Origin of the sequence: Domibacillus sp. 8LH (genome assembly GCF_038806185.1) — a bacterium.
Taxonomy (GTDB): Bacteria; Bacillota; Bacilli; order Bacillales; family Domibacillaceae; genus Domibacillus; species Domibacillus indicus_A.
Genome location: NZ_JAVJNG010000003.1, coordinates 137083 through 163073, shown reverse-complemented (window position 1 = coordinate 163073; position 25991 = coordinate 137083). Strand labels below are relative to the sequence as shown.

The following is a 25991-nucleotide window of genomic DNA, read 5'->3' as shown; positions in this document are numbered from 1 at the left end:
CTTTTTTACTTTTTATGCCGAACAGCCACAAGAACCGCCGCTTCCACAGCTTCCACATCCGCTCGAAAATATAGAGCCGGCTCCTGGCACCTTTACCTGCTCTGATACAGACCGGGCAACAAGCACGCTCACTTCATCGAGCAGCTGCTGCAGTTCCGTTTCCGCCCGTCTAAAGGCTGCAACATGCTCATCCATATCCATTTCTCGTTTGGCTGTACGTGTTTCCATCATAATGCGCTTATAGTCCGGATGATATCGCCCAAAACGCTGTACTTCTTCATATTGCTCTTTCAGACGGCTGAAAGCGAAAATTTTATGTTTAACGGATTCTTCCGTATAAAGTTTCTGGTAACATTCACGGTACTGCACGGCTTGCTCTGATTGAAGAATCATATCTCCAAGTGCGTCTGCTGCATCGGCAATGTTAATAAGTTCTATTGTTGTTGCAATCATATGTGCACCTCCATCGGCTTATTCTACCACATATCGTTACTTTCCGGTTAAAATTTGTGTAAAATGCGTTCGGTAGGCACCGGTACCAAATGAAGTAAACGTATCGCTCAACAACAATTCCCGCTCATCCGGTGAATTGAGCCATGCTTCCATCGCAGCGGGTGCGTCCGGATAATTGGCATTAATCATTTCATCCGCTTGATCAAAAGACAAACCTGCTTTTGTTAAACGCTGCTTTAAATCTCCAAATCGAGGTGATTGATGCCCAAAATAGTCAGCTTCAAACATGTCCTGGCTGTGTGACTTGGCTGCGCTGTTTAATTCAGGCGCCCAAACAAGCGCCGGCACGCCTTCTTTGTCTCTGATGAAATGACTTATATCAGCCAGCTGTGCTTCACTTCCGCGCTCAATATGAACCCATGCCGACCTGCCCGGTGAAGGAACTTCCGGCAATACCCCTTCATACACAAGCTCATAAGGCTTCATTTTTAGCAAAACGTCCGCTGTCATAAATCGGATACCTGATAAAATGCCAGTCTGCTGATCAATATAAAGCTGGGCGTAAAAATCGCCAATTGGAATAAGCGGCCTGATATTCAGCTCTTCTTCCGACAATTCAAAGCGATAATAGCTGTCATTTGCATGGGCTACAATTTCAGCTTCTGGATACCGGGAACGGAAAACTTCGCTGGCAGAGCGGCCGAGTAAGAAAGGAGACGTATTCATCTCTCCCTTTGCAAAAATCGTGACAACCTGGCTGTTTTGGACTCCCGCAAGCATATAGCTTTCAGACGTTTTATATACCCACCATGTATAGCCATAGGCAGATGGCTCTCTCCGAACCGGCTCCCCGTATTTGTTGATGAGCACTTCCTGTGATGCACCGATCAGGGTCCCCACGCCTTCTTTCGGCGCCGGTTCTACATCTGCCGGCAGGCGGGGATCAACCTTTCCGCTGTTTACGGGAGGCAGTGAAGGCGGCCCCTCGCCCTTTTCATCTATTGCTTTGTCAGCATAAATGCCTATCAGCATGATAATTAAAAAAATGACCAAAATCTTAAAAACAGCTCGCAGACGATCATCTCCCTATCCAGTCCTTCTCTTTCTTTCATCAGTATATCATTCCCTTTCTATGTTTCAAAAACTTTCCTTGCCTGCATTGCATTTTGTTCACTTTCACTCCCCAACTCCATTGCGTGAAAGCGCATTTTCGACTATGATAAAAAGAAGAAATAAATGGATGATATAGCGGAAAGGGGTATGTGTATGAAATTTGAGAATACAGGCTTGGAAGGCATGCAAATTGACTTGAACCAGCTGACTCATATCATGGAACAGCACGGGATGGTTCTGGCAGGACAGTGGGATTATGAACGTGTCACCTATGACCGCAAATTTGAATTAAAAGAAGGTATATATTATTTACGTATCTTTGGTTTTGCCGCAAAAGGAGACGTGGGAGCTGAAGATGCCCTGATCGAGTTAATGGCGCCGCTTCTCGGCAAACACTATTATCCACACGGGGTAGAATATGGGGACAATGAATATTTTCCAGAGTCTCTTGTTCAAACCTGTGAAAAGCTGCTGACCGATATAAAAGGAGAAATCCTTTATTATGTATAAAAAAAGCTTTCCTCTGTTCAAAGAGGAAAGCTTTTTTAATGACCGCCTAAAATGGCTTTAAACATAGATGTAGTTGGACCGCCTGTGTAAAAAACATACAAAAGCAAGTATACCGCTACACCCGTAATCGCGGTGAAAAACCAAATAACACTCGTGACAGGCCCTATTTTCCGATGAAGGACCCATTTACTTTTCAAGCCGCTGGCAATAGAGACGATGCCAAAAACAGCTCCTGTTGTGGCCAGAAAAATATGAAAAACCAAAAAAATCGTATAATAAATTTTAATGTTGTCTGGACCGCCAAATGCCGTATTGCCAATAAACAGCGTGCGGCTTACGTAAATGGTGAAAAACGTAAGAGCAAAAAGCCCTGCTAAAAGCATCGTTTTTTTATGTTTCTCTATTTTTCTCTGTTTGATTTGTGCCCAGCCGATCGCTACGAAAACAGCGCTTAAAACGATAAAAAACGTACTGATCGTCGGCAAAATTGGTAATGACATTTTTCTTCCTCACTTCCATTATGTAAAACAAAAGAAATGGCAGACCATTTCTTTTAATAGATTACATTGTTTTATTGTGCCGGGCAAGTGCGGCCTCTGTTAGTTTGTCCGCCTCTTTTTCTTCCTTTCTCACCCATTCAAAAAAGACCTGGGCCAGAACAACACCAAATACAATTTCCTGTACAACTTTCATGACAATGCCGCCGGTTTTTTGGTCTTCAACAACCGCCATGTTAGAAAATAGTTCCGGTCCGCTTAACTGCAAGTTCGATAACGTGGAGGAAGGCACACAAAGCTCCATCGCTTTAAGCCATGCGGTTCCATCAGAGTAAGTGGCATAAAGCGGTGCGGATGCAAAAATAATCAGCGCGCAGGCAGGCGTAAGCAATATGCCATTCGCAAAAATGTAGCCGACTTTTTTTAATCCATCCAGCCCTTTTTCTCCCGGCTGCTCATTCACAAGAGGCCACCACATGCAAACTGCAAAGAAAAACAACATAACCGTATATAAACTGTGAAATACCTCGTTCATCTTAACAAAATCAAAAATGAGCGGAATGTGGTAAAAAGAAAACAAACCGTTAAATAAAATAAGCGCAAGCAGCGGCCGCGACGAAAATGAAAAAAGCGGTTTTACTACAGGAAGAGTCATAACAGGCCGCCATATCCACCAAGGAATCGCTTTAATAAAAAGAGGCGGCACGACAAGATAAAGGACCGCCATTTGCAGCATATGGTAGGTCATCATAATATGCCCAAGCAGATCAAGCGGCGAGCCTTTGATCGTATACAAAATGATCACCGCACTTACAAACAGCAGCGCCTGGCGCTTTGTGAGCGGTTCACTGTTTTGAAAATGACGGCGCCCTTTCGTTGTCACCCAAAAGAACAGCATGGTTATAACCAATAGTACAGCCAGAAAATAGGGGCTCCAAAGAGCGGAAAAACCAAATATACGGATCGGCATTTTTCCCACCTCATTTGTATTTCACTGCTTCTCTTATTATATCGTCCGCCCACATACTTGACAACGACAGCAAATGACAAGTTCTTGACAGAAAAAAGTGCTCCCCGGCAATGTCGGGGAGCACTTTTTTCTCAGAGCCAAATAATCGTTAAAAAAGCAAGAATCGTCACAAATGCTACCACGATGCCTGAGTACATAAATAACTGCGGCGCTTCATGGCCTTTGTGACTCATATGCATAAAATAGTACAGCTGAAAGATGACCTGTACGATCGCTAGAAGCAATACGAATGGAACAACAAACCATTTAGAAAAACCCGCTCCCACTGCAGCAAAAGCAATGACGGTAAAAAAGATCATCATCGTAAACGTAATAACCTGCATTCTCATTTCTTCTGCATTCTTTTTACGGCGATATTCATACGTAACTTTAGGATCTCCTGACTTTGGGTGTAAATTCGCCATTCGCTATCCCACCATTCCCATTAAGTATACAACCGTAAAGATAAACACCCATACTACATCGATAAAATGCCAGTAAAGACTTGCTAAATAAAATTTAGGTGCATTGTACAGATTAAGACCGCGTTTTGCATTTCGAACCATCAACGCAATAATCCAGGAAAGACCGAAGACGACGTGTCCTCCGTGAAAACCAACAAGCGTATAAAAAGCAGATCCAAATGCGCTGCTTGTAAATTTGTGTTCAAACTCATGATAGTAATGATAAAATTCGTAAATTTCACATGCAAGAAAGCCCAAGCCGAGCACAACGGTTATAAACAGCCATTGCTGCATTTTTTTAAAGCTGTAGTTTTTCATATGATAGATCGCAAAAACCGAGGTTAAAGAGCTGGTTAAAAGCAGCATTGTCATTAAAAAAACGAGCGGCAATTCAAACAGGTCACTTGCTTTGGCATGCGTATCGCTTGGTACACTATCTTTCAGGGCTAAATACGTTGCAAATAACGAAGCAAATAAAACGGTCTCGCCTCCCAGGAAAAACCAAAAGCCAAGAAATTTATTTTTCCCTTCAAGCGTTGCCTGCTCAGGCGATTCGGGCCACGTCTGCGGAGTGAATTTTTGTTCAGCTGCCATTACCGTGTTCCTCCTTCTGCCTCATCCAGCAAGTCTTCTTTATGAATATGGTAGCCATGATCATCTTTAACGGAGCGGTACAGCATCGCGCCAAATGTGATCAGCATACCGATAATCAGCACAGGAATGGCCCAGTCCTTACCTTCATCAGCATGATACATAGCGCCAAATGCAGCGATAAACAGCCCAAGGGAAATCACAAACGGCACAAACGAATTGTTTGGCATGTGAATGTCACCAATTGGTTCAGCTGGTGTCATATCTGTTTTTCCTTCCATCTTTTCGATCCAAAAAGCATCCAGTCCGCGAACGAGCGGAAGCTGCTTGAAATTATAGAAAGGAGTCGGAGATGGAATCGCCCATTCAAGTGTACGGCCATCTTTCCATGGGTCTCTGCCTACCTGTATATTGTTTTTCTGCGTAATGACAATATTCACAAGCAGGACAAGAATGCCAAGAGCCATCAAACCAGCACCGATCGAACTGATTAAGTTCCCTGTCTCAAGTCCCTGCCCTTCAAGGAATGTCCATACACGGCGCGGCATTCCCATCAATCCAAGAAAATGCTGAATAAAGAAGGTTAAATGGAAGCCGACTAAAAACAGCACAAACGTAATTTTGCCCAGCTTTTCGCTAAGCATCGTACCAAACATAAGCGGCCAATAAAAGTGGGCGCCTCCAAGCAGTCCGAGAACGATTCCCCCTACAATTACATAGTGGAAATGCGCAACAATAAAGTAGCTGTCATGGAACTGGTAGTCAGCTGGCGCAGCAGCCTGCATCACTCCTGTTACGCCGCCCATCACGAAAGAAGGAATAAACGCAACTGCGTACAGCATCGGCACAGTGAATTTAATGCTTCCTCCCCAAATCGTTAAAATCCAGTTGAAAATCTTAATGCCCGTCGGAACGGCAATAGCCATTGTAGCAACGGCGAAAATCGCATTGGCAACAGGACCAAGCCCGGTTGTAAACATGTGGTGTGCCCACACCATAAATCCAAGGAAACCGATCAGCACCGTAGCAAACACCATAGATGAGTAGCCAAATAAGCGCTTTCTCGCAAAAGTCGGGAATATTTCCGAGAAAAGGCCAAACGCCGGCAGGACAAGAATGTATACTTCCGGGTGGCCGAAAATCCAGAAAAAGTGCTCCCAGATAATGGTGTTCCCGCCCATTGCTACATCAAAAAATCCCGAGCCAAACATCCGGTCAAAAATGAGCATAAACAATCCAACGGTAAGCGGAGGAAATGCAAACAAAATCAGAGCGGACGCTACAAATGTTGTCCATGTAAAAAGCGGCATTCTCATATACGTCATTCCCGGTGCACGCATGTTGATAATCGTTACTAAAAAGTTAATGCCGCCCATCAGTGTGCCGAAACCGGAAATTTGAAGCCCAAGAGCATAAAAGTCAATGCCATGCCCTTCGGAAGCAAGTGAAAGTGAGGCGTAGGACGTCCAGCCTGCATCAGGTGCTCCGCCCAGGAACCAGGAAAGATTTAAAAACAGGCCGCCGAAAAAAAACAGCCAAAAACCAAGTGCATTTACAAAAGGGAAAGCCACATCGCGCGCGCCGATTTGAAGCGGCATCACAGCGTTCATAAAAGCGAATAAAAGCGGCATAGCAGCCAGGAAAATCATGGTAGTACCGTGCATGGTAATAATTTCATTAAACAAACCGGCACTGACAAAGTCATTATTCGGCACAGCCAGCTGAATGCGGATCATCATCGCTTCAATACCGCCGACAATAAAGAAAAAGCCGCCGGCAAGCAAATATAAAATAGCGATTTTCTTGTGGTCCACTGTCGTTAAGTATTCCCAAACTGTGCTGGTAAATCCCCGTTTTTGTGTATGTGCAATGCTACTCAACGGTTTTACCTCCTTTACCCTGATTCTATATTTATTCTACTTTAAGGCTCATCAAGTACGCAGCAAGCTGATCTGCTTCCTGATCAGACAATTCTCCATACGTGCCTGTCATTTTATTGCCTGGTTTGTACTCTTCCGGATTTGAAATCCAATTCTTCAATTCTTCTTCGTTATGCTCAAGAATACCTGCTATTCTTTCACGTTCTCCAAATCCTGCAAGGTTTGGCGCGGTACGGGCTGCCTCGGGACGTGCATCAGCCGTTGTAACAGCATGACAGCTCAAACACTTTTGATTGAATATTTCCTGCCCTGCAGCTGCAGCTGGATCCTCTGGTTTTGCTTCTGCTGCTTTCGCGTCGATTGCCTGCATCGCTGTTACCCACTGGTCAAATTCCTGTTTTGGAAGCGCATGCACTTTAAAGTCCATTAAAGCATGGGAAGGACCGCAAAGCTCTGCACATTTCCCGTAAAATAGATTGTCTGCTTCTTCTGCCTTTTCACCATCAAACTCAAGCCAGATTTGATTGACGTTCTCTACATTTGTGTCTATTTTCCCGCCGGCCGCCGGAATCCAAAAAGAGTGTTTTACATCGGATGCTTTTACGTTAAAGTACACCTTTTGATCCGTCGGAACAACGAGCTCCTGGCTTGTAATAATTTTTTGGTTCGGATATTCAAATTCCCACCAATACAAATTGGCCCGTACGTTTACAACCATGGCATCTGTTGTACCGTCTTCCTTTTTCTTATCCATTGCTTTTGTGTCAGCTAAATCAAATGTAGCCAAAACTGTTGGAATTGCTAAAATAATCAGTAAAATGATCGGAATAATCGTCCATATCATTTCGAGTACATGGCTTCCTTCCACTTGCTTTGGAATAGCCGGGTCATCTTTTTTGCGGCGGAACTTCAAAACCGCAATGGCAAATAAAACAGAGACAACGATGACCACGCCGACCATGATCCATGTGCTGAGCAACATGAGATCATAGGCGGTTTGGCCTGCTTCACCAGCAGGAGTCAACGTTGAAAGAAATGGTTCGCCGCAGCCGGACAGAAAGAGCGCCGTCAGGCTGGTAAACGTAAAAAGACGCCAGTTTGTCAGCTTCTTTTTCATAGCGTATTACAACCCCTCTTTCGTTTGAAATGTTTACTAAAACAGTGCATATATATGGATTTCTTAAAAGAAGAATTCCCCTGTTTAAATAACGGTAACGATAACCATCGCAACGAAAATAATGGTTAAATACTGCAATGAATAAATAAACATATATCTGGCCCATTTCAAATCATCTTTTGCTTTAAAGCCTGTTGCTGCCAGGGCAACCCAGCCCACGTTTAGCAAGGTAGCCAGAACGATAAACGCCATGCCAAGTTCTGTCATGAAAAACGGCAGTGGCAAAAGAAGCAGCGTCCAAACAAACATATGACGCTTTGTAACGGCAAATCCTTTTACAGTAGGAAGCATCGGAATTCCTGCTCTTCCATATTCATCAGCACGCTTCATCGCCAATGCGTAAAAGTGCGGCGGCTGCCAGATAAACATAATTAAAAACAGCATCCAAGCCAGCATATCCAGTGTTGGGTCCACAGCAGCCCAACCGATAAGAGGCGGAACAGCACCTGAGATGCTGCCAACGATTGTATTGCTTACATGACGGCGCTTTGACCACATTGTGTAAATCACTACGTAGCTAATGATCCCAATGACTCCGATCACCCCTGCTGTAAAGGTCGTCATAAATAAAAGCGCTGATCCGACAATGACAAGCGCAAGTCCTATGGTTAGTACTTTTGGATAGCTGATTTTTCCGGTAACTGTCGGCCTTGTTTTTGTGCGCTCCATTAAAGGATCGATGTCCCGGTCAATATAGTTGTTCAAACTTGCTGAGCCCGCGATGATAAGGGCGGAACCAATGAGTGTTAAAGCAATGGTATCAAGGTTGGCTAAAAACCGGATATCGTTTAAAATAAAAGCCAGCCACATACCTGTAAAAACAGTTATTAAATTGGAGTTAACGATGCCGATCTTAATCAAGGCCATAAAATCTTTTACAGCCGTTGTTTCCGGCACACTTGTTTTATCTAATGTTGTACTGCGCAAAACACTATTCCCCCCTTTCTTTAAACACACTATCTTAATCTTACTATAAAGGATATAGCTGCGCTTTTCTACACAATTTAAAAACATTTCAAGCGAATAGACGCTCTCTTCCATATTAAATCATATTCACCGTTTTTATGTGAACAGCTGATGAACGATTTATGTCGAATTTGTGTCTCGTAAAAACGATTTGTTTCCAGTGATTCTTTTTTGTAAGATAATAGAATAAATATGGGAATCGACAAAAATGAAACGGCTTTCTTTCCCGTGTATAAAAGGTTAGATATAGATAGATAGATAGAGAGAAGAAGGTGAGCATGTTGAACGGCTGGCTTAAATGGCTTGGAGTTGTGACCACATTGGTTATGCTTGCAGTTTTAATTGGCGGTGCACTTGTAACAAAAACGGATTCCGGGCTTGGCTGTGGTAACGACTGGCCGCTTTGCCATGGACAGGTTATTCCCGAAAACATTCAGGCAGAAACCATTATTGAGCTTTCCCATCGTGCTGTTTCTGGTGCAGCCGGACTTCTTGTTTTAGCGCTGTCTGTTTTTTCCTGGCGCTGTATCGGCCATAAGCGAGAAACAAAATTCCTCTCTGCTCTGGCTTTTTTGTTTCTGCTTGTCCAGGCATTAATTGGAGCGGCGGCTGTTTTGTGGGGGCAAAACGACTTTGTGCTCGCTCTTCATTTTGGCATCTCTCTTATTTCGTTTTCCGCCGTTTTATTGCTGACCCTGCTTATTTTTGAAGTGGATCAGCGATTTGATGCTTCCTCCATCGTGATTGACAGCCGAATGAAATGGCATACTGTCGGCGTTACCCTGTACAGCTATATCGTTGTATATACGGGGGCGCTCGTCCGTCATACAAAATCCAGCATGGTATGCGGGTCTTGGCCGCTGTGCGGAAATGATGAAATACTGCCTTCAAATTTGTACCAGTGGATTCAAATGAGTCATCGGGCGGCAGCCGGCTTGATTTTCATCTGGATTGCTTATATCGCTTACCTTGCCCTTAAATACTATAAGCACCAGCGTGTTTTGTATTACGGATGGCTGATTGCCTTCATTCTTGTTTCACTGCAGGCAATTGCAGGCGCGTTTATTATTTGGACTCGCTTAAATCTGTATATCGCTCTCGCCCACGCTTTATTTGTATCCTGCTTGTTTGGACTGTTGTGTTACTTTATTCTGCTCGTCTCCCGAAGCAGAATCAATGCTTAACAAAAAAGCACCGCCTCTTTTGAGAGCGGTGCTTTTTGTTTTTCATTTTATTTTTCAAGTTCTACCAGGAGATCGCCCGTAGAAATAGCTTCGCCGTTTTGTACATGGACAGCTTTAACAGTTCCATCAAATGGTGCCTGTACCGTTGTCTCCATTTTCATCGCTTCGGTAATCATGAGATGATCCCCGCGCTTCACTTTATCGCCTTTTTCAAGGATGACCTTAATGACCGTACCCGGCATTGTGGCCGCAATATGACCCTCATTTTTCGGATCAGCTTTCACTTTCGCATTGACCGCTGATTTGATGCTTTCATCTTTAATGACCACATCACGCGGCTGGCCATTGAGCTCAAAGCTTAAAATGCGTGTTCCATCGACCTGCGGGTGGCCAATCGAAACGAGTTTCACAATGAGTGTTTTTCCTGTTTCAATCTCGATTCCTTTTTCTTCACCGAGACGCATGCCGTACAGGAACGTTGGTGTATCGAGAACCGAAATATCGCCATACTGTGCTTTTACTTTTGCATAATCCGTAAACACTTTTGGATACAGAGCATACGCAATCACATCATGATCCGTTGGTTCTTCCCCGATTTCCTGCTCCAGCTCTTTGCGAAGGGCATCGAAATCAACGTCTTCCAGAAGTTCACCCGGACGTACGGTGATCGGTGATTTTCCTTTTAAGATGACTTTCTGCAGCTGCTCTGGGAAGCCGCCAACCGGCTGGCCAAGATAGCCTTCAAACAGTTCAATCACAGAGTCAGGGAAATCAATTTTGTCGCCGCGAAGCAGCACTTCTTCTTCCGTCAGGTCGTTCTGCACCATAAAGAGGGCCATATCCCCGACTACTTTAGAAGACGGCGTTACCTTGACAATATCACCAAACATAAGGTTCACGCGGCGGTACATATCTTTTACTTCATCCCAGCGGTCGCCAAGGCCGACGCCTTTCGCCTGCTGCTGAAGGTTCGAATACTGGCCGCCTGGCATTTCATGCTCGTAAATTTCCGTATGCGGTGCCAGCATGCCGCTTTCAAACGGCGCATAAAACTTGCGGACATCTTCCCAGTAGTAAGAGACTTTTTCAAGCGCATCGATGCTGACAGACGGAGCGCGATCTGTTCCTTCGAGTGCATAGTGAAGCGTGTTGGCGCTTGGCTGTGAGGTAAGCCCCGCCATTGTGCTGAGAGCCGTATCAACGATATCCACACCCGCTTCAATCGCTTTCGTGTACATCAGCACACCGTTGCCGCTCGTGTCGTGCGTATGCAGGTGAACCGGAATATCAACCGCTTCTTTCAATTCAGAAATCAGGCGGTAGGCAGCCTGCGGCTTCAAAAGGCCGGCCATATCTTTAATGCCCAGAATATGTGCACCCTGTGCTTCCAGCTCTTTCGCCATGTTTTTGTAGTATTCTACATTGTATTTCGCACGGGATGGATCATCGATGTCCCCTGTGTAACAAATCGCCGCTTCGGCCATTTTACCGGACTGGCGGACTGCATCGATGGCAACCTCCATGCCTTTCACCCAGTTTAAGCTGTCGAAAATACGGAATACGTCAATGCCGGACTCGGCAGACTGCTGGACAAACTCTTGAATGACGTTGTCCGGATAGTTTTTGTAGCCGACCGCGTTCGATGCGCGAAGCAGCATCTGGAATAGAATATTCGGTACCTGCTTACGAAGCGTTTCAAGACGCTTCCACGGATCTTCTTTCAAGAAGCGGTACGCCACATCAAATGTCGCTCCTCCCCACATTTCCATCGAGAACAACTCTGGAAGAAGGCGGGCCGTTGCCGGTGCGATATGAGTCAGATCCGTTGTGCGGACGCGTGTTGCAAGCAGTGACTGATGGGCATCGCGCATTGTCGTATCCGTTAAGAGTACTTCTTTTTGTTCTTTTACCCAGTTTACAAGGCCGTCTGCTCCCTGCTCGTCCAGGATCTGCTTCGTTCCGTGTGCCGGTTTTTCGGACAGTTTAACTTTCGGAATGCGCGGCGTGTCAAACACAGGCTTTTTCTTCTGCTCCACACCTGGGAATCCATTCACTGTGACGGTGCCGATATAATTGAGCATTTTTGTTCCGCGGTCTTTTCGTTTCGGGAATACAAACAGCTCAGGTGATTTGTCAATAAAAGACGTATCATAGTTGCCTGAAATAAAATCTTCATGGCGCATAACGTTTTCCAAAAACGGAATGTTCGTTTTAATCCCGCGGATCCGGAATTCCTGCAGGTTCCGCAGCATTTTAGATGCAGCTTGTTCAAAAGTCATCGCAAACGTGGATACTTTTACAAGCAGTGAATCATAGTATGGCGTGATCACAGCTCCCTGGAAGCTGTTACCGGCATCCAGGCGGACACCGTAGCCGCCGCCGGAACGGTAAGCCATGATCCGGCCTGTATCCGGCATAAAGCCGTTTTCCGGGTCTTCTGTTGTGACGCGTGACTGGATCGCATATCCCATTGTACGAATGTCTTTCTGCTCAGGAATGCCGACTTTGTCGCTGTGCAGTCCATGGCCTTCTGCCACAAGGATCTGTGTCTGTACAATATCGATTCCTGTAATCAGCTCGGTAATCGTATGTTCAACCTGGACGCGCGGATTCACTTCAATAAAGTAAAAATCTTCGCCTGCGGTTAAGAATTCCACTGTGCCCGCGTTTAAATAGTCCACATTTTTCATCAGCTTCACAGCGGCTTCACAGATACGGTCACGCAGGTCTTCCGAAATCGAAACGGCTGGTGCAACCTCCACTACTTTTTGGTGGCGGCGCTGAACCGAACAGTCACGTTCATACAAGTGAACGACATTTCCTTCGTGGTCGCCGATAATCTGAACTTCAATGTGCTTTGGATTTTGAACAAATTTTTCTACATACACTTCATCGTTGCCAAAGGCTGCTTTGGCTTCAGACTTCGCACGGTCGTATGCATCACGCACTTCTCCGAGGTTTTGAACAATCCGCATGCCGCGGCCGCCGCCGCCAAGAGCCGCTTTGATGATAATAGGGAAGCCGTAATTTTTCCCGAATTCAATGACTTCATCTAAGTTGCCAACCGGTCCATCAGTGCCTGGAATAACCGGGATCTCTGCTTTAATCGCCTGTGTACGTGCTTTTACTTTATCGCCAAACATATCAAGATGAGCGGATTTCGGTCCGATAAAGGTAATACCTTCCTCTTCACAACGTTTCGCAAATTCAATATTTTCAGATAAAAATCCGTAGCCGGGATGAATGGCATCAACCTCTGCCTGCTTGGCAATTTCAATAATCCCCTCGATATCAAGGTAAGCATCAATTGGTTTTTTTCCTTCTCCTACCAAGTACGCTTCGTCGGCTTTATAGCGATGATATGAACCTGAATCTTCCTTCGAGTAAACAGCTACTGTCCGGATATGTAGTTCTGTGCATGCGCGGAATACGCGGATGGCAATTTCTCCCCTGTTTGCCACCAGCACTTTGCTGATTTTTTTCATCTTCATCTCTCCCCTGATCTGTTGATAAAATTATATATAAAAAGGTTCAAATCTTTGAACCTTTTTATTTTTAAGATTTATAGTTTTTTTCGTATTTTGACTGCATTGATATGTTAGCCAAAATACCAAGTGAAATTGAGAGCAGCAGTAAAGAAGATCCGCCATAACTGATAAATGGCAACGGAACCCCCGTAATAGGGATGACCCCTGACATGCCGCCGAGATTGATAAATGCCTGTATCCCAATCATCGAAGAAACGCCGACTGCAAGCATTGAACCAAACGAATCGGGACTCTTCACGGCAATACGAAGGCCGTGTAACACAATAAATAAAATGCCGCCTATTGCAAAAATGACTCCCAAGATTCCAAGTTCTTCAGCGATAATCGCCATGATAAAATCTGTATGCGGCTCCGGTAAATAGCCAAGCTTTTGTACACTTTGGCCAAGTCCCCGACCGGTCAGTCCGCCCGAGCCAATCGCAAGATAGGAATTTACTAGATGATAGCCGTCGCCCTGCTCGTATTTAAAAGGATCTAAATAACTTGTTAGACGCCCCATTCGCTCTTCAGACAAAATTTCATCTTTTTGCCAAAAAAACAGCGGCGACAAAAACAGGGCAAAAATACCAATCAATAGCATAAACTTAACAAGCTTTTTCATTTTTATACCGGATGTTAAGACGATTGTCAACCCGATCGCAAAAATGATCGCAGCCGTTCCGAAGTCAGGCTGAAGCGCTACAAGGAAACAAATGCTAAAAAGCATAATAACTGGCGGCGCAATACTGTTGTTAAGCGAGTTAATATTTTTTTGTTTTTTTGAAAATATGGCAGCCATATAAAGGATGACAACCAATTTAGCAAACTCTGACGGCTGAATCGAACGCGCCCCTATTTGAAACCAGCTTTGGGCATTGTTTGATACATGTCCAAATGCAAACAGTAAAAGCAGCATTCCAAACATGCCTGCCAGCATCCATTGCTGAAACCGCTTCGCTCTTAAACGCTGGTATGGAAAAAAGGATACAACGCCAAAAGCGATAAAAGCCATAAGAATATGTATCTTCTGCTTATCATAAAAATAACCACTTTCAAGTCCCCACCGCTGAACGGCCATTACTGAACTTGCACTAAAAATCATCATCAGCCCAAATAAACATAAAATACAAAACACGGCCGCCAACGGATAATCATATGATTTTAAATTTCTTTTCCACATACAAACCTTCCATTCATGCGCTTACCGATAAGCGATACTCGTTAAGTTAAAAAAACTCAAACAGCTGTTTGAGTTTTCTGTCTGTTTACCGGTCAACGGATGCTTCATGCAATGCTGAAAGTTCTTGCTCAAGTGAGTCAATCAGCTGTTTGCCGTCTGCTTCATCCACCAGTCCGAGACGTATAGCGAAGTCTATTTCACGGGATAAGCCGAACATTTGAGTGTCAAGCACTTCCTCGTATAAAGGACATTGCGGCATCGTTAAATTGTCCATTTGCACTTTGATGAGACGCAAAATTTTTTCCGCATCCGCCTGCAACAGAGAGTAGGCCTTTTCCCGATGGTCTATTTTCATTTCAGATGCCATAATTTCTCCCCCTGTTCCAAGAATGGAATCACTGTATATTAAAAGATTTTATCGTTAATACAGGGAATTTGCAAGGAATTTTAACAGGCAGACTGACAACACAAAATTTTCACGCTATACTTATGAGGAAACATAGTTCACTTACATAAAGGAGATATGATTCGATGGAGCAAATCATTCCCATCAAAGGAAACGTCTCGTTTCCGCTCACCCTTGACCCTGGTGTGTGGATTTTCGACGACCGCCGCATTGATTTAGACGACTTTTTTTCCTCATCACCTCAGCCTGAACGGGACACAGAGCAAGAATACATAAAAAGCACATCGAAATTTTGGGAAAAAGAAATTCGGGAAGGTGCGGTTTTTCCGCCGACGATTAAATCCGAAAAAAAATATGAAAAAGAAAAGGTGCTCACCAGCACATTCGGCGTGCCGCTTTCACCCTTTTTAAAAAATGCGGTGCCGTCAGACAGCGCCTCCCAAATTGTAATTGAAACAAAGGACGGTTCTTTTTCATTTCCCCTTCCAGAAGCGGACTCGCTCATTATGCAGTTTTCCTTTAAAGGAAAACCACTGCGGGAAGACGGCCCCGTTTATGTCTTACTGAAAGATGGATCAAACCGTGACTGTCCGATCAAAAATGTAACGGCTATTTCTGTTCAGTAAAAATCCATCTGCCTTCGGGCAGATGGATTTTTTATGTACCAGACAATGTTGTATCCGTTTCTTTTATAAAAACGGTTGTTTCAACTGCTAGATTCACTTTATAAGGTACTTTTAAATTGTGTCCGTCTTCTTCTAAAATAAGCAAAACAGGCCGGTCGCTGACATGCTCATTCTGCTCGCACACAATACCCTTCCGGCCGTCTGTAAGCCATACGGTTAAACCTGTTGGATACATCACAATCGCTTTACGGAATTTTTCAATATACTCCGTTTCAAACTCGGTTCCCGACCCTGCATATAAAATTTCCATTCCTTCATGCGGCAGCATCGCTTTGCGATAAATTCGATTTGAGGTTACCGCGTCGTATACATCGGCAATCCCAATCATTTTCCCAAAAATATGAATTTCATTTCCCTTTAAGCCGCGCGGATAGCCAGAACCGTTTAAGCGCTCATGGTGCTGAAGCGCACAATGGGCTGCAGTCAGCGGCAGCCCGTGTTCTTTCCGAAGCAGCTCAAAGCCTAATTCTGTATGAGATTTCATAATAGTAAATTCGTCACTTGTCAGCTTTGAAGGCTTTTTTAAAATGGCTAACGGAATCAGCATTTTTCCTACATCGTGCAGCATTGCCCCTAAGCCGATTTCTTCTGTTTGTTTTGGTGTTAAATTTTTCAGTTTCATACTGAGCGCCAGTGTGTAAATGGTCACGTTTAGTGAATGAGTAAAAATATAATCATCATGGGCATATAAGTGGGTCAATAAATCAATCGCTTCTTTTCGGCTTCTGATCTGCCTGATAATATCGCGGACAACAGAAACAAACCTTTTTTCCATTTTGTGAAAGCCAAATTTCGGTGAGTCTGCCGATAGATCTTTTTTCACTTGATTAAACGCTTCCGACATAACACAGAAAGCTTCTCTTCTTGTCCCTTCTGTTAAAACCGGGCGAATATAGATGTCATCCGTACGTGCATCTTCAATGTATACGTATGAAATACCAAGCGAGTACAGCCGCTTCACGATAGGCGGTGTGAGCTCAGCACCTGCCTTCAGCAGTATTTGTCCTTTGCTGTTTAAAACATTTTCAGCAAGAAAGACATTTTCTTGGATGGATGACACAGCGACTAATCTCAAAATGTTCGAACTCCTTATATAGCCAAAATAACGTTATTGAATCGTTTCCTGTTTTAAAGCTGCCATAATTTGCCCGTCCAGCTTTTCGGCTGCCTGTAAATCGTATGTTTTTTCGGAAACAGGTTCTACTGTAATTCTCGATCCATAAAACATAACATCCCGCACTTCTTTAATAGACACTTCGATAACGGATGTTTTTAACGGTACTCCCTCTAAATAAGAAGATAGGATTTTTGCACTACCACTGATTGTATAAGCCGATTCGGAGGCAAAAACAGCCAGGGAAACCAGTGGATTTTTATGAATATTATGGATGATTTTTGAACGGCTGTCTACCGCTATACGCAGCGTTGTATCATTTAAAGCATACACCCAGGAAATCGCATTCATAAAAGGGGCCCCTGTTTCCGCATCTACTGTCGAAAAAAATGAAAGGCGTTCCGATTGAAGTGCTTCGAACAATTCCGGTATTAAATATGGTTCGTTTCGATTTGCCAACGCCACCGCTCCTTCTGACTTTTCTCCTATTATACCGATATTCTATCTGCATTTCTATATGCTGCCCTCTCCCATGTTATACTACTTGTAAAACGGAGGTGCCTCTATGAGAGTAAAATGCATAATGTGTGACAAAATTGAATCAATTGACGATCAATTACCTTCTGCTAAAAAGCTGCGCAACCGGCCCATTCATACCTATATGTGTGAAGCATGCCGGGCACGTATTGCGGAAAAAACCGAGCAGCGAATTCGTACAGGGCAGTTTTTTGTTTATCGTTCTGGGAAAGAAAAAGAGTGGCTTTCATAAGAAGCCTTCTGCTGGCTGGCACTGCAGGAGGAATAGTGCTCGGCTTTTTTTAAAAGCAGCCGAATGGCTTACAGGAAAGAAAGTGTATACCTTACTGCTGAACGTTGATTTCATTCCTCTTCTTAACCGAGTCGTGCGGCCGGAATGGATGGAATTTTTCTTTCACTTACTCCTTTCTTTTTCGATTACAGCTGTTTTTTTGGGGGACTGCTTTCAAAAACGAAGCGGCCTTTTACAACTGCTTTTGTTCTTGTGCTGCCGACTGTTTTTCTGTACTACCCTTTATCTATGCTTTCTCACAAGCCCGTTGCTGCTCCGTACGATGGACAGGCTTTTTGGCTGGTGGGCAGCAGGACATGCTTTATATGCCCTTGTCCTTGGTCTATACGGGCAAAAAATAAAGCGGGAGGCATAAGGCCTCCCGCTTTATTCAGCGTGCGGTTCTTTCTTGTTTTTGATGCTTTCTCAGCCTGAATTTATACGTCCCTAATACAAGGGCAGCTACAATCAGGCTTTCAACAACCGGCAGCTGGTAAGACAGGATTAAAAGCAGCAGGGATCCGGCCGCAAGGGAAACATAAACGATGGCGTTTTGCCACATTTTTAGTTTTTTTGCAAATCCGAGATTATAAACGAGAATGGAGAGAGCAATTAAAACAGCCCAGTAAATATAGATCGCTGTTTGAACACCAAATGATTCAATAAGAGCCCGGAGAAGCGGGCCGACATGTTCCAATCCTTCCACACTCATTCCTCCCTATCCCTATGCTTAATGCTTAGTCCTGCTTATTCTTTTTCGCTGCGCGCTCACGTTCGTTTTTATCTAGGATTTTTTTGCGAAGACGGATCGATTCCGGCGTTAATTCGCAGTATTCATCATCATTCAAGTACTCAAGCGCTTCTTCAAGAGACATAATGCGTGGCTTTTTCATTGTAGCGGTTTGATCTTTGTTTGCAGAACGGACATTGGTTGCCTGTTTTGTTTTTGCGATATTTACCGTTAAATCATTGTCACGTGTATGTTCGCCCACGATCATACCGGCATAAATTTCTGTACCCGCTTCGACAAAAATCGTTCCGCGGTCTTCCACACCCATGATGCCGTATGTTGATGCTTTTCCAGTTTCCTGCGATACAAGAACGCCCTGACGGCGGCCGCCGATGCGTCCTTTTTGCATTGGCTGATAGCTGTCAAACGTGTGGTTGATAATGCCGTAACCGCGTGTCATGGTTAAAAACTCTGTTGTGTATCCGATCAATCCACGTGCAGGCACCATGAAAATCAAGCGGACCTGGCCGTTTCCGTTGTTGATCATGTCGAGCATTTCACCTTTACGCTCACCCATTGATTCGATGATAGAGCCGGTGTATTCTTCCGGCACATCAATTTGAACGCGTTCAACCGGTTCACATTGAACTCCATCAATTTCGCGAACGATAACCTGCGGCTTCGATACTTGAAGCTCGAATCCTTCACGGCGAAGGTTTTCAATTAAAATAGATAAGTGAAGCTCGCCACGCCCTGATACGATCCACTCATCTGGAGAAGCGGTATTTTCAACACGAAGGCTGACATCTGTTTCAAGCTGTGCATGAAGACGTTCTTCGATCTTTCTTGATGTAACAAATTTTCCTTCGCGGCCAGCGAATGGGCTGTTGTTTACAAGGAAGTTCATTTGCAATGTTGGCTCATCAATGCGAAGTACCGGAAGTGCTTCCTGATGCTCCATCGGTGTAACTGTTTCACCAACGTTAATATCTTCCATGCCGGAAACGGCTACAAGATCACCGGCTTTTGCCGTTTCAATTTCAACCCGTTTTAATCCAAGGAAGCCAAACATTTTTGTTACACGGAACTGTTTTACTTTACCGTCAAGCTTCATTAACGCTACAGACTGCCCAACAGACATTTCGCCGCGGAAAACACGGCCGATTCCGATACGGCCTAAATAGTCATTGTAATCAAGAAGAGCTACTTGGAATTGAAGCGGCTCGTCACTGTTATCAACCGGTGCCGGGATATGTTCGATAATCGCTTCGTATAGTGCTTCCATGTTTTCATCTTGTTTTTCTGGATCTGTACTTGCAGTTCCGTTAATACCAGACGCATAAATAACCGGGAATTCAAGCTGCTCATCGTTTGCATCAAGCTCAATGAAAAGCTCAAGTACTTCATCTACTACTTCTGCCGGACGAGCAAAATCACGGTCAATTTTGTTAACAACAACAATCGGACGCAAATTTTGCTCTAGTGCTTTTTTCAATACGAAGCGTGTCTGAGGCATGCAGCCTTCATACGCATCGACAACAAGTAAAACACCGTCAACCATTTTCATAATCCGCTCTACTTCGCCGCCGAAGTCAGCGTGTCCTGGTGTATCCAAAATGTTGATTTTTGTATCTTTATATTGAATCGCAGTATTTTTAGCGAGAATTGTAATACCGCGTTCGCGTTCAAGGTCGTTTGAATCCATCGCGCGCTCTTCTACATGCTCATTTGAACGAAAAATACCTGACTGCTTCAATAACTGATCGACCAGCGTTGTTTTTCCGTGGTCAACGTGGGCGATAATCGCGATGTTCCGTAAATCGTTTCTTGTTTTCAACCTATTTCCTCCTGCCTTTTCTAGAAACTTCGTTTTGTTCGGTTTCCATTAACTGAACTATTATACCACATCATAACCACGATGCCTATTTGGAAAAAGCGGCATTGCAAAAAAAGATCTCGTTGTACTACAATAGACAAAAAGGAGGTCTGCACTTTGCCTACTATTCAATGGCCGTTTTTAGGATTTGCTGTTTTAGCTGCTGCATGCATGATTGGCATCGGTATTGCCATCGGTGAAGGAAGTATTTTAGGCGGCGCGCTCTCTATTATCCTGCTTCTCGCTGTTATGGGATTTGGATTTTCGTACAAAGCGAAAATGCGCCGGGCAGGCAAATTATAAAAAGGTACAAGGTAACAATGCCTGGTGCCGGGACGAGTAAAGCCCTACATATAACGGACTGCTTACAATAAAAAGGAACAGCCGCACAAAGCGCTGTTCCTTTTTTCTTAGCTCAAATATTTCTTTAAAATGTCTTCATAAAGACCTGGCGCTGCCGCAAAAACCGGATTGATGGAAAGCATATCAATTTCTTCTCCGCTAATCGTGCTCACAATGCCGCCTGCTTCTTCGACAATCATTTTACCGCCGGCAAAATCCCACGGCGCATTCCGCATTGTAATATAGGCGCTTAAACGCCCTGAAGCTACATAAGCAAGTTCCAGCGCTGCTGATCCGTATGATCTTACTCCGCGCACATCTTTCGCCAGCTGGATGAGTTTGTTTTGATCAAAATGCCGATTGTTAATCAGCCATGTGGCACTAATCCCTAATATAGCCGTTTCAACCGGTACTTGTTCGAGTTTTTGAAGCGGTGTATCGTTCATCCAGGCCCCATGTCCTTTTCTGGCATGATAAAGCTCGTCATGAACAATGTCATATATGTATCCAAGCCGGCCGATACCGTCCTCATAAATACCGATAGAGATGGCGAAATTACGCTGCTGGTGAACAAAATTCATCGTACCGTCAATTGGGTCGATCATCCATATCACACCATCAAGCGATTTGATTTGATCTCCCTGGCCTTCTTCCCCTAAAATACGATGATCTGGAAAGTGGGAGCGGATATTCTCTATAAAAAATCGCTCTGTTTCCTGGTCTACATTTGTCACTAAATCATTCGGATTTGACTTTGCCTGAATGGTGAGCGAATCAGTAAAGGATGCTCGTATATTTGTGCCGGCTTCCTGAATCCACCGCTTTACCATTTGGTCTATTTTTGTCCAATTCGCCATGATACAGCCCCCGTCTCACTTCTATTCCGTTTTTTATCACCTTACACGAAATAAAAAGGCTTATCAAGTTTTTCCAACTTCTCACGATATGGTAACATAAGAATGAAAAATGATTTGCAGGAAAGGATTACACTCCATGAATTTTACCGGTTTTACAGAAGAAGATTTTCAGACCTTCCAAATAAATGGTCTTACAGAAAGAATGACTGCCATACAGGAACGGATCCAGCCGAAATTCAATCAGCTCGGCAGCACCCTGGCCGATGATTTGGCAGCACTGCTCGGACAGGAAATGTTTTTGCACATTGCACGCCACGCGCGACGTAAAGTGAATCCGCCAAACGATACATGGCTTGCTGTCGCAGACAACAAGCGTGGATATAAGCAGCACCCCCATTTTCAAGTCGGCTTGTTTGACGATCATGTTTTTATTTGGCTTGCTTTTATTTACGAGCTGCCGCGTAAAAAAGAAATTGCCCAAGCCTTCTTAACTCATCAGCAGATGCTCCATAATACGATACCGGCTGACTATGTGGTGTCTCTCGATCATTTGAAAAAAGACGCTCAAACATGGGAAGAGCTGGACGTTGAACATGCTCTCGAGCGGTTCCGGGATGTAAAAAAAGCGGAGCTTTTAATTGGCCGCCACATTCAAGCGGATGACCCTGTGCTGCAGGATGGAAAAGCACTTTATACCCTTATTAAAGAAACGTTTGAAACACTTCTTCCTATTTATCAGCTTGCTTATAAATAAACAGCAGCCCATTTCCTCTGCCGAAATGGGCTGCTGTATTTACATGCGTATTTTTGTTTGTTCAGGAGCCTGCTTCATTTTTTGAACAGCCCGGTAGGAAGAATAGCCGCTTACTTCTTCAAACTCATTGCAAATGCGCTTTTCTTCTGCTTTTCCTGGCACAATTTCTTTAAAGCGGCGATACCGCTCCATTAACGTTTCTTTGGCAATTCCTTTTTCATAAGCCTGCTCAATGGCTTCGAAAAAGGAAACGACATCAATCACTTCTTCCGTTGACCAGTCCGTTGAAAACGGGTACGAATATTCCATTTTTCTCACCTCCCTTTATTTATTCGCTTTTGTACAAGTCATCTCCTTGCTTGGGAAGAAAAATTTCTTTGCAAGGACCATGCAAAGTGCTATAATTCTTTTGCTTTAGCGAATGATTAGAAAAGAGGTGGAAATGGCGTTGTCACAACATGAAACACCATTATTTGACGGGCTTCTTCGCCACGCCGAACGGAACCCAGTTCAATTTCATATTCCAGGTCATAAAAAAGGAAGCGGAATGGACCCCGTCTTCAAAGAATTTATCGGAGAAAATGCGCTTTCCATTGATTTAATTAATATTGCACCCCTTGATGACCTCCATCAGCCGCACGGTATCATTAAAGAAGCCCAGCAGCTGGCTGCCAAGGCATTTGGTGCTGACCATACGTTTTTCTCTGTTCAAGGAACAAGTGGAGCTATTATGACGATGATTATGGCGGTTTGCGGACCTGGTGAAAAAATCATTGTACCGCGTAATGTCCATAAATCCATTATGACCGCGATTGTATTTTCTGGTGCAGTTCCGATCTTTATTCATCCTGAAATTGATAAAGATTTAGGAATTTCGCATGGTATTACAACCGAGTCTGTTACTCGGGCATTAACAGAGCATCCGGATGCAAAAGGCCTGCTCGTGATTAACCCGACGTACTTCGGCATTGCGGGCGATTTAAAACAAATCGTTGATATTGCCCATTCATTCAACGTTCCCGTTCTTGTCGACGAAGCACACGGCGTTCATATCCATTTTCATGAAGACCTTCCGATTTCGGCTATGCAGGCAGGAGCCGATATGGCGGCCACGAGTGTGCATAAGCTGGGCGGTTCTATGACCCAGAGCTCTATCTTAAATGTACGCGAAGGACTTGTATCCGTAAATCGTGTACAGACGATTTTGAGCATGCTGACAACGACATCTACGTCTTATATCCTGCTTGCTTCCCTTGACACCGCACGGAGACACCTTGCGATCAACGGGCATCAAATTATTGAGCAGACCCTGAAACACGCGCAGGAAACACGAAAAAAAATAAATGAAATTGATCACCTGTATTGTGTAGGTGAAGAAATTCTAGGCTCAAAAGCCACGTATGATTATGACCCGACCAAACTGATTGTTTCTGTTAAGAACCTTGGTATAAGCGGCCATGATGCAGAAAAATGGCTCCGGGACCGTTATAACATCGAGGTAGAGCTCAGTGATTTATACAACATTCTCTGCATTATTACACCAGGGGATACGAAAGAAGATTGTGAACTGCTTGTGAAAGCTTTAACTGAAATGGCAGCTTCCTTTAAAGGCACTGTTCAGTCTAGATATGCGCATGTAATGCTGCCGGATATCCCCCTGTTAGCACTGTCTCCTCGCGAAGCTTTTTATGCCGAGACAGAAACCGTCCCACTTGATGAATCAGCAGGCCGGATTATGGCAGAATTTATGATGGTTTACCCGCCGGGTATCCCAATTTTTATTCCGGGTGAAATCATTACAGAAGAAAACCTGCGTTATGTAAAAGAAAACGTAGCAGCCGGACTTCCTGTTCAAGGCCCTGAAGATGAAGAATTAAAAACATTACGTGTGATCCGCGAACGCAAGCCGATTTATTAAAAAAAGAGCCGCTCCAGTTGGAGCGGCTCTTTATATATCCGTTCAGTCATCACTCTCTGTTTCATGATCACAGCCACAATGAGAGTATAAAACTGTCACCTTTTCTTCTTCAAAGTGCTCAATTGTTGCATTGCATGACTTGCAGATGATTGTTCCCATGTTTTATAACCCCCTGTTTTTGTTTTTGAAAGCGATTTATGTTTATTAAATTTATATCCACTTGGCGCGGCTCATTTTAGCTATCCGTTCAGTCGTCACTTTCAGTTTCATGATCACAGCCACAATGAGAGTATAAAACTGTCACCTTTTCTTCTTCGAAATGCTCAATTGTTGCTTGGCAAGACTTGCAGATGATTGTTCCCATGTTTTATAACCTCCTGTTTTTGTTTTTGAAAGCGATTTATGTTTCTTGAGTTAATAATAATATAACACATTTTAAATTTCAAGCTCTAATTGTATAACATATTTAAAAACGGGACAAAAAACCCCCGGTTTCCTAAAATAAGGAAACCAGGGGTTTCAATGTAATCATTCGATTATTTTACGATGTGAATTGGTGTTCCAAGTGCTACTTCTGCTGCTTCCATTGTCATTTCGGCAAGCGTAGGGTGAGCATGGATTGTCATCGCTACATCTTCAAGTGTCATACCTGCTTCAATCGCAAGACCAAGCTCCGCTACCATGTCAGAAGCGCCTGAACCAGCGATTTGCGCGCCGATGATCAGTCCGTCTTCTTTGCGTGATACCACTTTTACGAAGCCGTCTGTGCTGTTAAGCGCAAGCGCACGGCCATTCGCTGCAAATGGGAATTTCGCAGATACGATTTCAATGTTTTCTTCTTTTGCTTGTGCTTCACTGTATCCAACTGTTGCAAGTTCTGGCTCTGTAAAGCAAACCGCTGGAATCGCAAGGTAATCCACTTCAGATTTTTCTCCTGCAATCGCCTCAGCAGCAATCTTACCTTCGTAAGATGCTTTGTGGGCTAAAGGAGGTCCCGAAATGATATCACCAATTGCGTAAATGTTTTCTACACTTGTACGGCACTGTTTGTCAACTTCTACCAAGCCGCGCTCTGCTACTTTCACGCCAACGCCTTCAAGACCCATTTCATCCGTGTTCGGACGACGGCCTACTGTAACAAGTACGTAATCCGCTTCAATTGTTTCTTCTTTTCCGCCTGCTTCGTATGTTACTTTTACGCCGTTTTCTGTTTCTACAGCTGATTTAGCCATCGCACTCGTTACGATTTCGATGCCTTTTTTCTTCATGTTGCGTTTAACGATAGCAGACATTTGTTTTTCAAAGCCGCCAAGAATTTCAGGAGCGCCTTCAAGGATTGTTACTTCTGTTCCAAAATCCGCATATGCTGTTGAAAGCTCAGAGCCGATGTAGCCGCCGCCGACAACAACCATTTTTTTAGGGATTTCTTTTAGTGATAATGCGCCTGTTGAATCAATAACGCGGTTTGAAAATTTAAAGTTTGGAATTTCAATTGGGCGTGATCCAGTAGCAATGATCGCATTTTTAAATGTATACGTTTGTGCAGAATCTTCACCCATAACACGAAGCGTGTTCGCATCGTTGAAATAAGCTTCACCGCGAACGATTTCCACTTTGTTCCCTTTTAGAAGGCCTTCAACGCCGCCTGTAAGCTTGTTCACGACGCCAGCTTTCCACTCTTGTACTTTGTCGAAGTTTACAGAAACAGCTTCAGCAATGATACCGATATCGTCAGAGTGTTTCGCCTGCTCGAAACGGTGAGCTGCTGTTAAAAGAGCTTTAGAAGGAATACAGCCTACGTTTAAGCAGACGCCTCCAAGATTTTCTTTTTCAACGATCGTTACTTTTTGTCCAAGCTGTGCTGCGCGGATTGCCGCTACATAACCGCCAGGGCCTGAACCAATTACTATAGTGTCTGTTTCAATTGGGAAATCTCCTACTACCATCTC

28 protein-coding genes are annotated in these 25991 nt (G+C 44.0%); 7 read left to right on the top strand and 21 right to left on the bottom strand.

The genetic code is table 11. The features are described 5' to 3' along the window. Positions 1–12: 12 nt before the first annotated feature. Together RG959_RS07290 and RG959_RS07285 are read right to left on the bottom strand one after the other, a co-directional pair. Entirely contained in the window at positions 13–453 is a 441-nt protein-coding gene (locus tag RG959_RS07290; RefSeq protein WP_342796554.1) for a YlbF/YmcA family competence regulator, read from the bottom strand. A 36-nt stretch (positions 454–489) separates the two neighbouring features. Then, positions 490–1506, bottom strand: a complete 1017-nt coding sequence (locus tag RG959_RS07285; protein ID WP_342796553.1) for a CAP domain-containing protein — start codon at positions 1504–1506, stop codon at positions 490–492. A 213-nt stretch (positions 1507–1719) separates the two neighbouring features. Between RG959_RS07285 and RG959_RS07280 the strand changes: the two genes are divergently transcribed. Further along, positions 1720–2076 carry a YugN family protein gene (locus RG959_RS07280; protein WP_251270350.1) on the top strand — a complete coding sequence of 119 codons (357 nt, stop codon included), beginning with the start codon at positions 1720–1722 and terminating at the stop codon, positions 2074–2076. A gap of 35 nt (positions 2077–2111) precedes the next feature. On the opposite strand, the gene RG959_RS07275 is transcribed toward RG959_RS07280, so the two are convergent. The 7 genes from RG959_RS07275 to cyoE all read right to left on the bottom strand — a co-directional run bounded on the left by RG959_RS07275 (position 2112) and on the right by cyoE (position 8561). Then, positions 2112–2576, bottom strand: coding sequence for a DUF420 domain-containing protein (locus RG959_RS07275; RefSeq protein ID WP_309087004.1), 465 nt, complete (start codon positions 2574–2576; stop codon positions 2112–2114). Between the two features lie 61 nt (positions 2577–2637). Next, positions 2638–3543, bottom strand: coding sequence for a cytochrome c oxidase assembly factor CtaG (gene ctaG, locus RG959_RS07270; protein WP_251270352.1), 906 nt, complete (start codon positions 3541–3543; stop codon positions 2638–2640). Between the two features lie 131 nt (positions 3544–3674). After that, entirely contained in the window at positions 3675–4007 is a 333-nt protein-coding gene (ctaF, locus tag RG959_RS07265; RefSeq protein WP_342796552.1) for a cytochrome c oxidase subunit IVB, read from the bottom strand. Positions 4008–4010: 3 nt separating this feature from the next. After that, entirely contained in the window at positions 4011–4640 is a 630-nt protein-coding gene (locus RG959_RS07260; protein WP_242232151.1) for a cytochrome (ubi)quinol oxidase subunit III, read from the bottom strand. Further along, complete coding sequence (locus tag RG959_RS07255) at positions 4640–6517, bottom strand: cbb3-type cytochrome c oxidase subunit I (protein ID WP_242232152.1); 1878 nt, start codon at positions 6515–6517, stop codon at positions 4640–4642. Before RG959_RS07255 ends, RG959_RS07260 begins: the two co-directional genes overlap by 1 nt. 31 nt (positions 6518–6548) lie before the next feature. After that, the gene (gene coxB, locus RG959_RS07250; RefSeq protein WP_342796551.1) at positions 6549–7634 is read right to left on the bottom strand and encodes a cytochrome c oxidase subunit II; all 1086 of its coding nucleotides are present in this window, start codon (positions 7632–7634) and stop codon (positions 6549–6551) included. A gap of 84 nt (positions 7635–7718) precedes the next feature. Further along, positions 7719–8561, bottom strand: a complete 843-nt coding sequence (gene cyoE / locus RG959_RS07245) for a heme o synthase (protein WP_342796688.1) — start codon at positions 8559–8561, stop codon at positions 7719–7721. 377 nt (positions 8562–8938) lie between these two features. Between cyoE and RG959_RS07240 the strand changes: the two genes are divergently transcribed. Next, a complete protein-coding gene (locus RG959_RS07240) occupies positions 8939–9844 on the top strand; it encodes a COX15/CtaA family protein (protein ID WP_410492989.1) in 906 nt (301 codons plus the stop codon). Between the two features lie 47 nt (positions 9845–9891). Here the strand turns inward: RG959_RS07240 and pyc are convergent, their stop codons facing one another. The 3 genes from pyc to RG959_RS07225 all read right to left on the bottom strand — a co-directional run bounded on the left by pyc (position 9892) and on the right by RG959_RS07225 (position 14918). Beyond that, a complete protein-coding gene (pyc, locus tag RG959_RS07235) occupies positions 9892–13329 on the bottom strand; it encodes a pyruvate carboxylase (RefSeq protein WP_342796550.1) in 3438 nt (1145 codons plus the stop codon). A gap of 70 nt (positions 13330–13399) precedes the next feature. Further along, positions 13400–14551: an FtsW/RodA/SpoVE family cell cycle protein gene (locus RG959_RS07230; RefSeq protein WP_342796549.1), complete on the bottom strand. Its 1152-nt coding sequence runs from the start codon at positions 14549–14551 to the stop codon at positions 13400–13402. 85 nt (positions 14552–14636) lie between these two features. Beyond that, positions 14637–14918 (bottom strand): Fpa/YlaN family protein, encoded by a 282-nt coding sequence (locus tag RG959_RS07225; protein ID WP_050181559.1) that lies wholly within the window; start codon positions 14916–14918, stop codon positions 14637–14639. Positions 14919–15082: 164 nt separating this feature from the next. On the opposite strand from RG959_RS07225, the gene RG959_RS07220 reads away from it, so the two are divergent. After that, complete coding sequence (locus RG959_RS07220; RefSeq protein ID WP_342796548.1) at positions 15083–15583, top strand: peptidyl-prolyl cis-trans isomerase; 501 nt, start codon at positions 15083–15085, stop codon at positions 15581–15583. A 31-nt stretch (positions 15584–15614) separates the two neighbouring features. On the opposite strand, the gene RG959_RS07215 is transcribed toward RG959_RS07220, so the two are convergent. Together RG959_RS07215 and RG959_RS07210 are read right to left on the bottom strand one after the other, a co-directional pair. Further along, positions 15615–16718: an HD-GYP domain-containing protein gene (locus RG959_RS07215; RefSeq protein WP_342796547.1), complete on the bottom strand. Its 1104-nt coding sequence runs from the start codon at positions 16716–16718 to the stop codon at positions 15615–15617. Positions 16719–16751: 33 nt separating this feature from the next. Then, complete coding sequence (locus RG959_RS07210) at positions 16752–17216, bottom strand: pyridoxamine 5'-phosphate oxidase family protein (protein WP_342796546.1); 465 nt, start codon at positions 17214–17216, stop codon at positions 16752–16754. A 106-nt stretch (positions 17217–17322) separates the two neighbouring features. Here RG959_RS07210 and RG959_RS07205 point away from each other — a divergent pair, with 106 nt between their 5' ends. Then, positions 17323–17526, top strand: coding sequence for a YlaI family protein (locus RG959_RS07205; protein ID WP_242232159.1), 204 nt, complete (start codon positions 17323–17325; stop codon positions 17524–17526). A 430-nt stretch (positions 17527–17956) separates the two neighbouring features. On the opposite strand, the gene RG959_RS07200 is transcribed toward RG959_RS07205, so the two are convergent. Then, positions 17957–18271: a YlaH-like family protein gene (locus RG959_RS07200; RefSeq protein ID WP_315692661.1), complete on the bottom strand. Its 315-nt coding sequence runs from the start codon at positions 18269–18271 to the stop codon at positions 17957–17959. Between the two features lie 31 nt (positions 18272–18302). Then, on the bottom strand, positions 18303–20132 hold the full coding sequence (typA, locus tag RG959_RS07195) for a translational GTPase TypA (RefSeq protein ID WP_242232162.1): 1830 nt from the start codon (positions 20130–20132) through the stop codon (positions 18303–18305). Positions 20133–20288: 156 nt separating this feature from the next. Between typA and RG959_RS07190 the strand changes: the two genes are divergently transcribed. Then, positions 20289–20474 (top strand): DUF5325 family protein, encoded by a 186-nt coding sequence (locus RG959_RS07190; protein ID WP_242232163.1) that lies wholly within the window; start codon positions 20289–20291, stop codon positions 20472–20474. A gap of 107 nt (positions 20475–20581) precedes the next feature. Here RG959_RS07190 and RG959_RS07185 read toward each other — a convergent pair whose 3' ends face one another. Then, positions 20582–21373, bottom strand: a complete 792-nt coding sequence (locus RG959_RS07185; protein ID WP_342796687.1) for an inositol monophosphatase family protein — start codon at positions 21371–21373, stop codon at positions 20582–20584. A 133-nt stretch (positions 21374–21506) separates the two neighbouring features. Here RG959_RS07185 and RG959_RS07180 point away from each other — a divergent pair, with 133 nt between their 5' ends. Beyond that, positions 21507–22124, top strand: coding sequence for a YktB family protein (locus tag RG959_RS07180; RefSeq protein ID WP_342796544.1), 618 nt, complete (start codon positions 21507–21509; stop codon positions 22122–22124). A 39-nt stretch (positions 22125–22163) separates the two neighbouring features. On the opposite strand, the gene RG959_RS07175 is transcribed toward RG959_RS07180, so the two are convergent. Continuing rightward, the gene (locus RG959_RS07175; protein WP_242232166.1) at positions 22164–22433 is read right to left on the bottom strand and encodes a UPF0223 family protein; all 270 of its coding nucleotides are present in this window, start codon (positions 22431–22433) and stop codon (positions 22164–22166) included. Between the two features lie 139 nt (positions 22434–22572). Here RG959_RS07175 and RG959_RS07170 point away from each other — a divergent pair, with 139 nt between their 5' ends. Further along, positions 22573–24042 (top strand): aminotransferase class I/II-fold pyridoxal phosphate-dependent enzyme, encoded by a 1470-nt coding sequence (locus RG959_RS07170; protein WP_342796543.1) that lies wholly within the window; start codon positions 22573–22575, stop codon positions 24040–24042. 42 nt (positions 24043–24084) lie between these two features. Here the strand turns inward: RG959_RS07170 and RG959_RS07165 are convergent, their stop codons facing one another. From RG959_RS07165 to lpdA, 3 genes are all read right to left on the bottom strand, one after another. Continuing rightward, positions 24085–24201 carry a GapA-binding peptide SR1P gene (locus RG959_RS07165; RefSeq protein ID WP_342796542.1) on the bottom strand — a complete coding sequence of 39 codons (117 nt, stop codon included), beginning with the start codon at positions 24199–24201 and terminating at the stop codon, positions 24085–24087. Between the two features lie 88 nt (positions 24202–24289). Beyond that, the gene (locus RG959_RS07160; protein WP_242232169.1) at positions 24290–24406 is read right to left on the bottom strand and encodes a GapA-binding peptide SR1P; all 117 of its coding nucleotides are present in this window, start codon (positions 24404–24406) and stop codon (positions 24290–24292) included. A gap of 172 nt (positions 24407–24578) precedes the next feature. Further along, positions 24579–25988, bottom strand: a complete 1410-nt coding sequence (gene lpdA / locus RG959_RS07155; RefSeq protein ID WP_315692675.1) for a dihydrolipoyl dehydrogenase — start codon at positions 25986–25988, stop codon at positions 24579–24581. Positions 25989–25991: the final 3 nt, after the last annotated feature.

What these genes read in the sequence shown, in the direction of transcription:
- RG959_RS07290 (WP_342796554.1), bottom strand. Translation starts at nt 453, where the DNA reads ATGATTGCAACAACAATAGAACTTATTAACATTGCCGATGCAGCAGAC.
- RG959_RS07280 (WP_251270350.1), top strand. Translation starts at nt 1,720, where the DNA reads ATGAAATTTGAGAATACAGGCTTGGAAGGCATGCAAATTGACTTGAAC.
- RG959_RS07275 (WP_309087004.1), bottom strand. Translation starts at nt 2,576, where the DNA reads ATGTCATTACCAATTTTGCCGACGATCAGTACGTTTTTTATCGTTTTA.
- ctaG (WP_251270352.1), bottom strand. Translation starts at nt 3,543, where the DNA reads ATGCCGATCCGTATATTTGGTTTTTCCGCTCTTTGGAGCCCCTATTTT.
- ctaF (WP_342796552.1), bottom strand. Translation starts at nt 4,007, where the DNA reads ATGGCGAATTTACACCCAAAGTCAGGAGATCCTAAAGTTACGTATGAA.
- RG959_RS07260 (WP_242232151.1), bottom strand. Translation starts at nt 4,640, where the DNA reads ATGGCAGCTGAACAAAAATTCACTCCGCAGACGTGGCCCGAATCGCCT.
- coxB (WP_342796551.1), bottom strand. Translation starts at nt 7,634, where the DNA reads ATGAAAAAGAAGCTGACAAACTGGCGTCTTTTTACGTTTACCAGCCTG.
- cyoE (WP_342796688.1), bottom strand. Translation starts at nt 8,561, where the DNA reads ATGGCCTTGATTAAGATCGGCATCGTTAACTCCAATTTAATAACTGTT.
- RG959_RS07240 (WP_410492989.1), top strand. Translation starts at nt 8,939, where the DNA reads ATGTTGAACGGCTGGCTTAAATGGCTTGGAGTTGTGACCACATTGGTT.
- pyc (WP_342796550.1), bottom strand. Translation starts at nt 13,329, where the DNA reads ATGAAAAAAATCAGCAAAGTGCTGGTGGCAAACAGGGGAGAAATTGCC.
- RG959_RS07230 (WP_342796549.1), bottom strand. Translation starts at nt 14,551, where the DNA reads ATGTGGAAAAGAAATTTAAAATCATATGATTATCCGTTGGCGGCCGTG.
- RG959_RS07225 (WP_050181559.1), bottom strand. Translation starts at nt 14,918, where the DNA reads ATGGCATCTGAAATGAAAATAGACCATCGGGAAAAGGCCTACTCTCTG.
- RG959_RS07220 (WP_342796548.1), top strand. Translation starts at nt 15,083, where the DNA reads ATGGAGCAAATCATTCCCATCAAAGGAAACGTCTCGTTTCCGCTCACC.
- RG959_RS07205 (WP_242232159.1), top strand. Translation starts at nt 17,323, where the DNA reads ATGAGAGTAAAATGCATAATGTGTGACAAAATTGAATCAATTGACGAT.
- RG959_RS07180 (WP_342796544.1), top strand. Translation starts at nt 21,507, where the DNA reads ATGAATTTTACCGGTTTTACAGAAGAAGATTTTCAGACCTTCCAAATA.
- RG959_RS07175 (WP_242232166.1), bottom strand. Translation starts at nt 22,433, where the DNA reads ATGGAATATTCGTACCCGTTTTCAACGGACTGGTCAACGGAAGAAGTG.
- RG959_RS07165 (WP_342796542.1), bottom strand. Translation starts at nt 24,201, where the DNA reads ATGGGAACAATCATCTGCAAGTCATGCAATGCAACAATTGAGCACTTT.
- RG959_RS07160 (WP_242232169.1), bottom strand. Translation starts at nt 24,406, where the DNA reads ATGGGAACAATCATCTGCAAGTCTTGCCAAGCAACAATTGAGCATTTC.
- lpdA (WP_315692675.1), bottom strand. Translation starts at nt 25,988, where the DNA reads ATGGTAGTAGGAGATTTCCCAATTGAAACAGACACTATAGTAATTGGT.